A 12,834-nucleotide genomic window follows, 5' to 3' on the forward strand; every position below is an offset into this window, starting at 1 on the left:
AGACCCTAGCCGCGCGGCGGGGTGCCGTCCGAGACGGGGTACTCCTGCCCTGCGACGTACCGCTCGCGCATCGCCGCGGTGATGCCCCCGGCGGCCGCGACCTCGGCGAAGAACCGGCCCGAGTCGCGGACCGTGCGCTCCTGCGTCGGGTAGTCGAGCGCGACGAGGCCGAAGCGCGGGCCCTCGCCCTGCGCCCACTCCCAGTTGTCGACGAGGCACCAGTGGTAGTACCGCTCGACCGGGACGCCCCGGGCCCGCAGCCCCGCCACGACCTCGAGGTGCTCGGAGAGGTAGCGGGCACGGAAGGCGTCACGCGCGTCGGCGGTGCCGTTCTCGGTCACCCACACCGGCAGGCCGTAGCGCTCCCACGCCCACGTCGCGGTCTCGGCGAGCCCCTCGGGATGCACCTCCCAGCCGAGGTCGTTGACGGGGACACCGGGCGGGGTGCCGTCCTCGAACCGGGTCACCGTGGTGCGCGAGTAGTAGTTGAGGCCGAAGAAGTCGGCGTACCGCCCCCGCCGGATGCCGCGGGGCCGGCGCAGCGGCGGCGCGAACTCTCCGGTCGTCATGGCCCGCACGATCGCGTCCTGGAACAGGTACCGCATGGCCGGCGTGAGGGCGCGGTGCCACAGGTTGCGGGGGTTGCCGGGCCGGAACGGGCGCAGGTGGTGCGCGACGCTGACCTTCGTCGCGAGCCCGGGCCGGAGCTCGTGGACCAGGCCGTACGCCCGGATGTGCGCCTCGGCGATCCGGCTGTACGCGCGTATCGCCTCGCGCAGGCTGCGGTGCCCGGGCGGGAACTCGCCGAAGACGTACGCGCCCGTGACGAAGACGTTCGGCTCGTTGACCGTGACGTACTCCTCGACGAGGTCGCCGATGCGCTCGACGACGGCACGCACGAAGCGCAGGTAGTGCTCCACCGCGTCGGGGCCGAGCCATCCGCCCTGCTCCTCGAACCAGCGCGGGCTGTTGAAGTGGTGCAGGGTCAGCAGCGGGCGGATGCCGTGGTCGCGCAGCAGCTCCAGCTCGCCGCGGTAGTGGGCGAACGCGTCGTCGTCCCAGCGCCCGGGGGCCGGCTCGAGGCGCGCCCACTCGACGCCGAGGCGGTACACCTGCACCCCGAGCGACGCCATGAGCGCGGTGTCCTCGCGCCAGCGGTTCCAGTGGTCGGTGGCCCGCACCGGGCTCGACCCGTCGGCGATGGTCCCCGGGCGGGCGGCCCAGTCGACCCAGTTGCTCGCGACGTCGCCGCCCTCGATCTGGGTGGCGGCCGTCGCGACGCCGAGGAGCAGCCCGCTCAGGTCGACCTCGAGGTCGACGGGAGACTCGGCACGGTCGGCAGCGGCCACGGACCGATCCTGCCGCAGACCCGGCTTCGGCGGGCGCCGCTGGTGCGGCAGACTTGCGGCGTGCCGAGCGACCACCCCGACCACGTCTCCGTGGACGCGCACCGTGCTGCGGTGGCGGGCCTGCTCGGCGCCGCGCCCGTCGTCCGGGTGGCTCTCGACCACCGCGCCCGCGGCCGGTATCTCGCCGCCGACCTGGTGGCCGGCGACGACCTGCCCCGCTTCGACAACAGCGCCATGGACGGGTACGCCGTCCACCCGGACGCCGGGACACCCGATGCCTGCACCTACCCCGTCGTCGGCGACGTCGCCGCCGGTGACGCCCCCGCGTTCGCGCTCAGCCCCGGCGAGGCCGCGCGCGTCATGACCGGCGCCCGCGTCCCCGAGGGCACCCACGCCGTCGTGCCCGTCGAGCGCACGGACGCCGCCCGCACCGGCCCGGCACCGGCGTCGGTCACGGTCGGCGGTCCCGTCGAGCCCGGCCAGCACGTGCGCCGACGCGGCGAGGACCTGCGCGTCGGCGGCACCGTCGCGCGCGCGGGCGACGCCCTGACGCCCGGGGTGCTGGCGCTCGCCCGCTCCGCCGGCTGCGTCGACGCGCAGGTGCACGGGCTGACCCGGGTCGCCGTCGTCGCCACGGGCGCCGAGCTGACCGACCCCGGCCTCGACCCCGGCCCCGGCGGCATCCACGAGTCGAACTCCGACATGGTCGCCGCGCTCGTCGAGGCCGCGGGCGCCACGCTGGCCCGCGTCGACACGTGTCCCGACGACCCCGCGACGCTCCGCGCGCTGCTCGACGAGCTCGACGCGTCGCCGACCGTCGACCTCGTCGTCACGACGGGCGGCGTCAGCGCCGGCGCCCACGAGGTGGTGCGCCAGGTGTGCGAGCCCGTCGACGGCTTCCGCTTCGTCCACCTCGCGCTGCAGCCGGGCGGCCCGCAGGGGCTGGGCCGGTGGGGCTCGACGCCGGTCGTCTGCCTCCCGGGCACGCCGACCGGCGCATTCGTCGCCTTCCACGTGCTCGTGCGCCCTGCGCTCGATGCCCGGCACGGTGCCCCGACGCGTCCCGTCCTCAGCGCGACCTACCGCGGGCCGCGCCGGCGCACCCGCGCCGGCCGGCTCCAGCTGCTGACGAGCGTCCTCTCGCCCGACGGCACGGTGCGCGCCCCGGACGCGCGCCACCTCACGGCGCTCGCCGCCGCCAACTGCCTCGTCGAGGTGCCCGAGCCGGCCGACGAGATCGTCGACGGCGACGTCGTCACGGTGCACCCGCTGTGAGCGCCACCCTGGTGGCGAAGGACCTCGCCGGCGGCCACGCCCACCGCACGCTCTTCGAGCACCTCGACCTCACCGTCGCGCCCGGCGACGTCGTCGGCGTCGTCGGGCCCAACGGCGCCGGCAAGTCGACGCTGCTGCGCCTGCTCGCGGGCGTCGACACCCCGCTCGGAGGCACGGTCACCACCGCCCCGTCCGACGCGTTCGTCGGTTGGCTGCCGCAGGAGCACGAGCGGGTGCCCGGCGAGACCGTCGCCGGCCACGTCGCGCGCCGCACGGGTGCGGCGGCCGCCACCGCCGAGATGGAGGAGGCCGCGTCGCTGCTCGGCACCGACGCGGCGGCCGACGACCGGTACGCGGTCGCCCTCGACCACTGGCTCGCGAGCGGCTCCCCCGACCTCGAGGACCGGCTGCCCGCCGTGCTCGGCGAGCTCGGCCTCGATGTCGGGCCCGACGCGCTCATGACCTCCCTCTCCGGCGGCCAGGCCGCCCGGGTGGCGCTGGCGGCGCTCCTGCTGAGCCGGTTCGACGTCGTGCTCCTCGACGAACCGACCAACGACCTCGACCTCGCCGGGCTCGACCGGCTCGAGGCGTTCGTCGCGGGCCAGCGGCGCGGCGTCGTCGTCGTGTCGCACGACCGCGAGTTCCTCGCCCGCTGCGTCACCCGCATCGTCGAGCTCGACCTGCACCAGAACGCCGTCCACGTCTACGACGGCGGTTACGAGTCCTACCTCGACGAGCGTGATCGGGCCCGCCGGCACGCACGCGAGGCGTACGACGAGTACGCCGGCACCAAGGCCGACCTCGAGGGCCGTGCCCGCACCGTGCGGGAGTGGTCGTCCAAGGGTGTGCGCAACGCCATGAAGAAGAGCCCGGACAACGACAAGATCCGCCGCGCTGCCCAGCAGGACTCCGCCGAGAAGCAGGCCCGCAAGGTGCGCCAGATGGAGTCGCGCATCGCCCGGCTCGACGAGGTCGTCGAGCCGCGCAAGGAGTGGGTGCTGAAGTTCGCCATCGCCGCCGCCCCGCGCTCGAGCAGCGTCGTGTCGACGCTCGACAACGCGGTCGTGCGGCGCGGCGACTGGTCGCTCGGGCCGACGTCGCTGCAGGTCGAGGCCCGGCGCCGTATCGGCATCACCGGCCCGAACGGCGCCGGCAAGACCACGCTGCTCTCGCTGCTCCTGGGCCGGCTCGCGCCCGACGAGGGACGCGCCTCGCTCGGCGCCAGCGTCGCGATCGGCGAGATCGACCAGGGCCGCACCGGCCTGCGCGAGGACCTTCCGCTCGGCGACGCGTTCGCCGACGCACTTCCCGACCTCGCTCCCGCCGACCTGCGGACGCTGCTGGCGAAGTTCGGTCTCAAGGCCGACCACGTCAGCAGCGCGGTCGGGCGCCTCTCACCGGGCGAGCGCACCCGGGCCGCGATGGCGCTGCTGCAGGCCCGCGGCGTCAACCTCCTCGTGCTCGACGAGCCGACCAACCACCTCGACCTGCCGGCGATCGAGCAGCTCGAGGAGGCGCTCGAGTCCTACGACGGCGCGCTGCTGCTCGTCAGCCACGACCGCCGCCTGCTCGAGAACGTCCGCCTCGACGAGCGCTGGCACGTCGAGCACGGCACCGTCACCCGCGCCTGACGCGTCAGGCGGGGGACTGGGTGGCGTCGGCGACCCAGGGGCCGAGCGGCGGGTCCCAGGCGCGGACGACGCGGCGCAGCACGTAGCCGCCCTGCCAGTACGGGTCCTGGTCGAAGCTCGCCGTGACCGACTCGAGCGAGTCGCCCGAGACGACGATGAGTGCCGCATTCGCCGGCTCCTGGTCGGTGGTCTCGCCCTCGCTGACCTCGTCGATGCCGGTCTGGTACATGCCGGCGACGAGCAGGCCCGGCTGGCTCGTGAGCCACTCGCGGTGCGCGGGCCGCACCGTCAGCATCTCGGTGGGGTCGTCGGGGTAGGTGTAGTGGATCGCGAAGACGGGCACGGCTGCTCCTTTGGTCGGCACGGGTCGGCACTGGTCGGCTCGGGTGGGCTGCTGGGCGGTTCAGGTGGTGACGCGGTGGGCGCCGGTGTAGATGTTGAAGCGCGTGCCGCGGACGAACCCGACGAGGGTCGCCCCGGCGTCCTCGGCGAGGTCGACGGCCAGTGACGATGGCGCGGACACCGCTGCCAGGCAAGGGATCCCGGCGACGATCGCCTTCTGCACCAGCTCGAAGGAGGCCCGTCCCGACACCATGAGGACGCACCCGGCGGCCGGCAGCCGGCCCTCGAGCATCGCCCACCCGACGACCTTGTCGACGGCGTTGTGGCGCCCCACGTCCTCGCGCACGACGAGCAGCTCGCCGTCGGCGGTGAAGAGCCCTGCCGCGTGCAGCCCGCCGGTGCGGTCGAAGGAGCGCTGCCTGGCCCGGAGCGCGTCCGGCAGGGCGAGCAGCGTCGAGGCCGTGACGCCCATCGGGTCGGACGCGACGTCGAAGGCGGTGCGGGTGCGCAGCTGCTCGATGCTCGCCGTGCCGCAGACGCCGCACGAGGACGACGTGAGGAAGGCCCGGGCGGCGGACGCGTCGGGAGGGGTGACGCCGGGGGCGAGGGTCACGTCGATGACGTTGTAGGTGTTCTCGTCGAAGCCGGTCTCGCCGGAGGTGACGGCCCCGGCGCAGTACCGCGCGAGGGACACGTCGTCGGCCGAGCCGATGATCCCCTCGGACAGCAGGAACCCGTGGACGAGCTCGATGTCGTGCCCGGGCGTGCGCATCGTGACCGTCAGGGGGACGTCGCCGATGCGGATCTCGAGCGGCTCCTCGACCGTCAGGGTGTCGGGGCGCAGCGTCGTCGTGCGGTCCGCGGGAGCCGCGACGTCGACCGTCGTGACCTTGCGCCGCACCGTGACCCTGCCCATGCTCCCCAGCCTAGGAGACGGCGCGCCCGATGCGGCGGCCCAGGTCCCGACGCCCTCAGCGGGCGGGGGCCCGGGGCGTCGGCGGGCGCCAGTCTGGGAGAACCGCCAAGCCACCGCCAGTCGCGAATCTCCTTGTCGCCAGCCGTCACTCCGCGTTTGGACCGAGTTTGGCAAAGACTTGGTAAGCCCCGTTGACCCTGATTCGCGGCGGCTGGGAGCGTCGCGCTCGTTCCGCCGCATCCCACTCAGCGAGATGCCAGGAACACCCCTCCGAGGCGGCTCTCTGCCGCGTCCTGACAAGGAGTTCCCAGTGAATCGACTGAAGTCCGGCCTTGCGACCGGGGGCCTTCTCGCCCTCGCGCTGGCCATCTCGCCGGCAATCCCGGCGGGTGCAGCGGCAGGTGGCGGCCACGACAAGGCACCCGCTCCCGAGTCGCAGTCCCTCAAGGCGAGCGAGCAGTCCCACGCGGCGGCCACGGCCAGCGCGCTCGGCCTCAAGGGCGAGGCCCTCACCGTCAAGTCGGTCATCGCCGACCCGAACGGTGCGACGCACGTCCGCTACGAGCGCACCATCAACGGCCTGCGCGTCGTCGGCGGCGACTTCGTCAGCCACAAGGACGCGTCCGGCTCCGTCAAGAGCGTGACGTGGAACATCCGCAAGGACGCCACCCCGGCCTCCTTCTCGCCGAAGATCGCGAAGAGCACGGCCCAGGCCGCCGGCCTCGCCGCGTCGAAGGCCAACAACGAGAAGGCAGCCGGCGGCGAGCTCGTCGTCTTCCAGTCGCCCACCGGCCCGAAGCTGGCGTACGAGGTCATCACCGAGGGCATCAAGGCCGACCAGACGCCGACTCGCCTGCACACGATCGTCGACGCCAACACGGGCAAGACGCTGACCAGCTGGGACGACATCAAGGAGGGCACGGGCAACGGCATCTTCGTCGGCACCGTGACCCTCGCGACGTCGGGCAGCGCCGGCAGCTACACGATGCAGGACACGCACGGCAACTACACGACCGACCTCAACCAGGCCACGAGCGGCAACGGCACGACGTTCACCGACGCCGACGACGTGTGGGGCACGGGCGCGCAGAGCAACCGCCAGTCGGCCGCCGTCGACGCCCACTACGGCGCCGGCAAGACGTACGACTACTACAACACCCAGCTCGGCCGCGCCGGCATCTGGAACAACGGCACCGGTGCCCGCAGCCGCGTCCACTACGGCCAGAACTACGTCAACGCCTTCTGGGACGGCACGCAGATGACGTACGGCGACGGCGCCGGCAACGCGGCCCCGCTCGTCGAGCTCGACGTCGCCGGCCACGAGATGAGCCACGGCGTCACCGAGAACACCGCTGGCCTGGCCTACACCGGCGACGCCGGGGGCCTCAACGAGGCGACGTCCGACATCTTCGGCACCGGCGTCGAGTGGTACACGAACAACCCGAGCGACGTGCCCGACTACCTCATCGGCGAAGAGATCAACATCAACGGCAACGGCACGCCGCTCCGCTACATGGACAAGCCGTCCAAGGACGGCGCGTCGAAGGACTGCTGGAGCAGCACGCTCGGCGGCCTCGACCCGCACTACTCCTCGGGCCCGCTCAACCACTGGTACTACCTGGCCTCCGAGGGCTCGGGCGCCAAGACGATCAACGGCGTCAGCTACAACAGCCCGACGTGTGACGCCTCGACGGTGACCGGCATCGGCCACACCAAGGTCGAGAAGATCTGGTACCGCACGCTGTCGACGTACCTCACCTCGAGCAGCAACTACGCGGCGGCCCGCACCGGCGTCATCAAGGCGGCCAAGGACCTCTACGGCGCCGGCTCGGCCGAGTGCACCGCGGTCGACAAGGCCATGGGCGCCATCTCGGCCCCGGCCAGCACGGAGACCTGTGGCACCGGCGGCGGTGGCGGCGGCGCTGCGCTGACCAACGGCGGCTTCGAGTCCGGCCAGACCGGCTGGACCGGCACGGCGGGCCCGATCACGAACAACACGGGTCGCCCGGCCCGCACGGGTTCGTGGAAGATGTGGCTCGGCGGCAACGGCACCTCCGGCTCCGAGAACGAGTCGCAGACCTTCTCGGTCCCGGCCACGGCCACGAGCCCGACGCTGACGTACTACATCCGCATCGACACGTCCGAGACCTCGACCACGACGGCGTACGACACCGCCACGGTCCAGATCAACGGTGTGACGAAGCAGAGCTACTCGAACCTGTCGACGCCGAAGGCCTCCTACGTCGCCAAGACGATCGACCTCACCGCGTACAAGGGCACGAACGTCACGCTGAAGTTCGCCGACACCGAGGACTCCTCGCTGCAGACGAGCTTCGTCATCGACGACGTGTCGACGAACTTCTGACGGTTCGTCCAACCACCCCTCCACGCTCGACGCGAGGCCGGTGTGTCGCCCAGGCGGCACACCGGCCTCGCCGTGTCAGAAGGTCGAGGTGTCAGGGCGCGGTGGTCACGACGCCGCGGCGTCGGTGCAGCGCGTCGTGGCAGGGGCGCTCAGCGTCACGTCGGCCACGAGCGTTGCCACGAGACCGGCCACCTCGCCGACCGATGGGTCGGTGAGATCGACTGCGCGGGAACGGTCGTCGGTGACCGAGATGATGATGGGGTCGCTGGCCGGGATGCTCGCGGGGTCGGTCGCCCCGTCGCCCGCCCCGTCGGTCGGCGTCGTGCCGATGCTCCACGGCCCGAGGCGCAGGGTGCTCAGGGCGCCGACGATCTGGTGCAGCTGGGCGCCACCGAGGGTGCAGACGCGTCCGTGCACCGACCGGGTGTCGACGAGCAGCTTGCCGTCGGCGCGCAGCACGATGCGGTCGTCGAAACCCGCGACGCCGCCGGTGCGGCGCAGCGTCAACGGGAACTGCGGCCCGTACTCGGGCCCGGCGCCGGCATCGGCGGTGGCGTCGCCGGTGGTCGGGGTGCCGGTGCCCGCCGCACCGGGGGAGGCGCTGGTGGCGTCGTGACCGGGTGGCGTCGTGAATTCGCCGTCGGTCGAGGGGACGTCGACGCCGCACCCTGTCAACAGCAGTACGGCGGCCGCCAGTCCCACGCACCGGCCTGCGCGCCCCATGACATCCATGGTGGCCCTCGGCCGGGGCCCGTGTACGGCGGACGCGTCGACTCGAGGCAACGCTTCGGTGAACTTTTTCAAGTGGCGGGTGCCCCAGACCGGGGGAATGCTCGGCGACAGAGGTGTCTGCCGGGCTCGGGGCCGGTGGCGCCCACCAGACCCACCCAGGGGACACGAAAGGGACTTCGAGTGATTCCGAGCTCACCACCACGCCCAGCACCGCGCGCCGCCCGGCGCACGCGCCGGCTCCGCCAGGGAGCAGCGGCCGTCGGGGCCGCCGCCGTCGTCGTCGCAGGGCTGGCCCTGCAGGGCCCGAGCGCCCAGGCCGACACCACGACGGGCACGGCCTCCACGGCGGCGACGTCGGTCGGCACCGACTCCGGCAGCCGGGCGCGTGCGTTCGCGGCGGCCGCGCAGGAGTACGGCGTGCCGCTCACGGTCCTCGAGGCCGTGTCGTACGCGCAGACCCGCTGGGACTTCCGCCCCGGCCACAGCACGTCCGGCGGCTTCGGCCCCATGCACCTCGTCGACGCGTCCCTCGGCTCGCCCCAGGAGGGGCGCGGCCTCGGCGACGCCCCCGACGCGTCGGACGCGTCGGGCGCCCCCGACGCGACGCCGGTGGCCGACACGCTGGGACGCGCGGCCGAGCTGACCGGGCTGACCGAGGACGCCCTGCGCAGCGACGAGCTGGCCAACATCCGCGGCGGGGCGGCACTGCTCGCCGACACCCAGCGGCGCCTCGGGCTGCCGACGGGCACCGCGAGCGAGGCGGGCGACTGGTACGCCACGGTCGCCGACGCGTCCGGCGCCGGAGAGCAGGAGACCGCATCGGCGTTCGCCGACGACGCGTACTCCGCTGTCGCAGAGGGTGCCTCGCGCACGACGAACGACGGCAAGGTCGTCTCGCTGGCTGCGACGACGGTGTCGCCGCAGCGCGGCCAGGTGGGCCGGCTCTCCCTGCCGAAGGCCAACGCGAACGGGCCGGTCGACTGCCCGCCCGGGCTCGACTGCGAGTGGGTGCCGGCGCCGTACGCCAAGACCGGCCCGGGCGCCGGCAGCTACGGCAACCACGACCTCGCGAACCGCCCGACCTCCCCGGCGATCACGAACATCGTCATCCACAACACCGAGGCGTCCTGGGACACGACGCTCAAGCTCGTCAGCGACCCCACGTACCTCGCGTGGAACTACTCGCTGCGCTCGAGCGACGGGCACATCGCCCAGCACCTCGAGCCCAAGGACGTCGGTTGGCACGCCGGCAACTGGTACGTCAACAGCCACTCGATCGGCCTCGAGCACGAGGGCTTCGCGGCCACCGGCGCCCAGTGGTTCAGCGAGCCGATGTACCGCTCGTCGGCCCGGCTCGTGCGCTACCTCGCCGCGAAGTACGACATCCCGCTCGACATGCAGCACATCGTCGGCCACGACCAGGTCCCGGGCGTGACGCCGGGGAACGTGGCCGGCATGCACTGGGACCCGGGCCCCTACTGGGACTGGCAGCACTACTTCCAGCTGCTCGGGGCGCCGCTGCAGAGCCACGGCGTCGACGGCGCCCATGACCTCGTCCGCATCCTGCCCGGCTTCGACCACAACGTGCAGCCGGTCACCTCGTGCACGACCGCCGGACAGCCGTGCGAGCCGCAGGGCACGAACTTCGTCTACCTGCACACGGCCCCGTCCGAGGCCGCGCCGCTCGTCAACGACATCGGCCGCAAGCCGAACGGTGCCGCGTCGACGACGTCGGTCTCCGACATCGGGGCTCGCGCCCAGACCGGCCTGACCTTCGCCGTCGCCGAGCGCCAGGGCGACTGGACCGCGATCTGGTTCAACGGCGTCAAGGGCTGGTTCCACAACCCGGTGAGCGACCCGACAGCGATCCCCGTCGGCGGCCAGTACGTCGTGCCGAAGGCCGGCCGCACGTCGGTGCCGGTGTACGGGCGCGCCTACCCCGAGGCGTCGGCCTACCCGGCGGGCATCCCGGTGCAGGCGCTCGCGCCGCTGCAGTACCAGTTCACGCCCGGGCAGCGGTACGCCGTCGGTGACCTCACCGTGCCGACGAACTACTACCGCGCGACGACGTTCGGGGCGGACACCCCGAACGACCACGTCGACGTCGTCGGCAAGGACGTCTACTACCAGATCTCGCTCGGCCACCGGTTCGCGTTCGTGCGCGCGGCCGACGTCGACGTCGTGAAGGCCCAGTAGCCGGAGTCGACCGCCTCGAAGGAGCAGCTCGTCCACCCGGACGGGCTGCTCCTTCGGTGTCTCAGCGGAGGTTGGTCTTCTTGAGGAAGTCGACGATGAACGGGGCCGACCCGGTGACGCCGTTGTCGCCGAGCTCGTTGTAGGCGGCGATGGCGATGTCGCCGCGGCCGGCGACCATCCACGTGTGGGTGTCGGGCGGGTTCTTCGTGCCGAACTCGGCCGTGCCGGTCTTGGCGTACTCGACGCCGAGGGGCTTCAGCACCGTGCCCGAGCCCTCCTGCACGACGGCGCGCATCTCCTGGCGCAGCACCTGCGCCTCCTCCGGCTTGAGCGGCGTCGCCGGTGCCGGCAGGGCGGGGCTGCCCTTGACGAGCAGCGGGCGCACCGTCTGGCCCTTGACGACCGAGGCGACGACGAGCGCCATCGTCAGCGGCGAGGCCTCCACGCGTCCCTGCCCGATGAACGACGCGGCGTGCTCGACGGTGTTGTCGGTGCCGGGGACCGAGCCGAGGAAGCCGGTGAAGGGCAGGTCGAGCTTCTCGCCCATGCCGAGCGACTGGGCCGCGCTGATGAGGTCGTCCTGGCTGACCTTGTCGTGCTGGCTGATGAAGGCCGTGTTGCACGAGAAGGCGAGGGCGGTCTGCATCGGGATGTCGCCGAGGTGGTTCTTCGGGTAGGTCGTGTAGTTGCCGAACCTGCGGCCGTCGACGGTGAGCGAGTCGGTGCACGGCAGCTTCGTGTCGGCGGTGTCGCCCTTGCGGACGAGGGCGAGCGAGCTGATGATCTTGAACGTCGAGCCGGGCGGGTTCTTGCCCGCGAGGGCCAGGGTGGCGCCGTTCGCGCCCGGGCCCACGGCGGCGGCGAGCACCTCACCGGTCGAGATGCGCACGGCCACGAGCGCGGTCGGGCGCTTGGTCTGCGAGGCGAGCGCCGCCTCGGCGGCGCTCTGGAGCCTCTGGTCGAGGGTCAGCGTGACGGGGGTGCCGTCCTTGGACTGCTCGGCGAACACCTCGCGCTTGTCGAGGACGCTGCCGTCGGCGCCGCGTCGGACGGCCTGCACGGCGAGGCCCGGCGTGCCGCGCAGCTGGGCGTCGTAGCGGTACTCGAGGCCGTTCTTGCCGATGGTGTCGCCGGCCTCGAGGGTGCCCTTGGAGTCCTTGACGTCCTCGGCCGACACCTCGCCGACCGTGCCGAGGATCGGGGAGGCGAAGGTGCGGCTCGGGCCGAGCACGGTCAGAGCCGGCACGGTGACGGCGCCGGTGACCTTGTCGATGGCCGGGCCGGTCTTCGTCAGCTGCGGGTCGTCGGCACGGAAGGTGATGGCCTCGACGAACGCCTTCGTGCCTGCCTGCGACACCTTCTTGGCGTACCGGTCGGGGTCGACGCCGACGAGGGCGGCCAGCCTGCGAGCCGACGCGGTGGCGGCCGCTCCGGTGGCCTTCGTCTTGTCGATGCCGACGACGGCCACCTCGCGCTCGGTCATGAGCTTGGCGCCGTTGCGGTCGAGGATGTCGGCGCGCCGAGGCCAGGTGCGCGCGAGGGTGAGGCTCTCGTCGGAGCGCAGGTCGGGGGCGACGACGCGGGGGCTCCACGTGGCCTGCCAGGCGTCGTCGACGAGGTTGAGGTCGACCTGCGTCGTGTACGACCACTTCGCGGGGGACGCCGCGGCGGACGAGGAGACGTCCCACGTCGTGGCGAGGGTGGCGGTGGCCTTGTCCGACCCCTCCGCGTGGGTCACCTTCTGCAGCGACACCGTGGGCCGCTTGCCGTCCATCCCCTTGAAGGCCGTGGCGAGGAAGGCGTTGGCCTTCTGCGCCGTGGTGCCCTTGAGGGCGACGCCGGTGACGTCGGCCTTGGCGAGCCCGGCGGCGAGCGCGCGGGCGGTGTCGTCGGGGGCGGGCGGCTGCTGGAACATCGAGCAGCCCGCGCCGAGGCCGCCGACGACCGTCGCGGCGAGGGCGGCGGCAGCGGCTCTTCTCATCGGGGTCCTGCGGAGCATGGCCCCCACCGTACGTGGCGACAGCCGAA

The 12,834-nt window shown here is 73.0% G+C and carries 9 protein-coding genes; 4 read left to right on the forward strand and 5 right to left on the reverse strand.

Annotated features, from left to right (window positions below):
• Positions 1 to 5 precede the first annotated feature (5 nt).
• On the reverse strand, positions 6 to 1,349 hold the full coding sequence (locus tag RY076_RS17275) for a glycoside hydrolase family 1 protein (protein WP_323100267.1): 1,344 nt from the start codon (positions 1,347 to 1,349) through the stop codon (positions 6 to 8).
• A gap of 60 nt (positions 1,350 to 1,409) precedes the next feature.
• Between RY076_RS17275 and RY076_RS17280 the strand changes: the two genes are divergently transcribed.
• Both RY076_RS17280 and RY076_RS17285 read left to right on the forward strand, forming a co-directional pair.
• Positions 1,410 to 2,624, forward strand: a complete 1,215-nt coding sequence (locus tag RY076_RS17280; protein WP_323100269.1) for a molybdopterin molybdotransferase MoeA — start codon at positions 1,410 to 1,412, stop codon at positions 2,622 to 2,624.
• Positions 2,621 to 4,255 (forward strand): ABC-F family ATP-binding cassette domain-containing protein, encoded by a 1,635-nt coding sequence (locus RY076_RS17285; RefSeq protein WP_323100270.1) that lies wholly within the window; start codon positions 2,621 to 2,623, stop codon positions 4,253 to 4,255. Before RY076_RS17280 ends, RY076_RS17285 begins: the two co-directional genes overlap by 4 nt.
• A 4-nt stretch (positions 4,256 to 4,259) precedes the next feature.
• Here RY076_RS17285 and RY076_RS17290 read toward each other — a convergent pair whose 3' ends face one another.
• Entirely contained in the window at positions 4,260 to 4,598 is a 339-nt protein-coding gene (locus RY076_RS17290; RefSeq protein WP_323100272.1) for a YciI family protein, read from the reverse strand.
• A gap of 60 nt (positions 4,599 to 4,658) precedes the next feature.
• Positions 4,659 to 5,513 (reverse strand): formate dehydrogenase accessory sulfurtransferase FdhD, encoded by an 855-nt coding sequence (fdhD, locus tag RY076_RS17295; RefSeq protein ID WP_323100274.1) that lies wholly within the window; start codon positions 5,511 to 5,513, stop codon positions 4,659 to 4,661.
• A 310-nt stretch (positions 5,514 to 5,823) separates the two neighbouring features.
• On the opposite strand from fdhD, the gene RY076_RS17300 reads away from it, so the two are divergent.
• Positions 5,824 to 7,878: a M4 family metallopeptidase gene (locus RY076_RS17300; protein WP_323100276.1), complete on the forward strand. Its 2,055-nt coding sequence runs from the start codon at positions 5,824 to 5,826 to the stop codon at positions 7,876 to 7,878.
• A 105-nt stretch (positions 7,879 to 7,983) separates the two neighbouring features.
• Here the strand turns inward: RY076_RS17300 and RY076_RS17305 are convergent, their stop codons facing one another.
• Positions 7,984 to 8,601: a hypothetical protein gene (locus tag RY076_RS17305; protein ID WP_323100277.1), complete on the reverse strand. Its 618-nt coding sequence runs from the start codon at positions 8,599 to 8,601 to the stop codon at positions 7,984 to 7,986.
• Positions 8,602 to 8,790: 189 nt separating this feature from the next.
• On the opposite strand from RY076_RS17305, the gene RY076_RS17310 reads away from it, so the two are divergent.
• On the forward strand, positions 8,791 to 10,806 hold the full coding sequence (locus tag RY076_RS17310) for an N-acetylmuramoyl-L-alanine amidase (RefSeq protein WP_323100279.1): 2,016 nt from the start codon (positions 8,791 to 8,793) through the stop codon (positions 10,804 to 10,806).
• A 61-nt stretch (positions 10,807 to 10,867) separates the two neighbouring features.
• Here the strand turns inward: RY076_RS17310 and RY076_RS17315 are convergent, their stop codons facing one another.
• Positions 10,868 to 12,805 carry a penicillin-binding transpeptidase domain-containing protein gene (locus RY076_RS17315; RefSeq protein WP_323100280.1) on the reverse strand — a complete coding sequence of 646 codons (1,938 nt, stop codon included), beginning with the start codon at positions 12,803 to 12,805 and terminating at the stop codon, positions 10,868 to 10,870.
• Positions 12,806 to 12,834 lie beyond the last annotated feature (29 nt).

The sequence above is a fragment of the Intrasporangium zincisolvens genome (assembly GCF_034724055.1).
Classification (GTDB): Bacteria; Actinomycetota; Actinomycetes; order Actinomycetales; family Dermatophilaceae; genus Monashia; species Monashia zincisolvens.

Coding starts and splice junctions, on each gene's coding strand:
- fdhD (WP_323100274.1), bottom strand. CDS start 5,513: ATGGGCAGGGTCACGGTGCGGCGCAAGGTCACGACGGTCGACGTCGCG.
- RY076_RS17305 (WP_323100277.1), bottom strand. CDS start 8,601: ATGGGGCGCGCAGGCCGGTGCGTGGGACTGGCGGCCGCCGTACTGCTG.
- RY076_RS17315 (WP_323100280.1), bottom strand. CDS start 12,805: ATGCTCCGCAGGACCCCGATGAGAAGAGCCGCTGCCGCCGCCCTCGCC.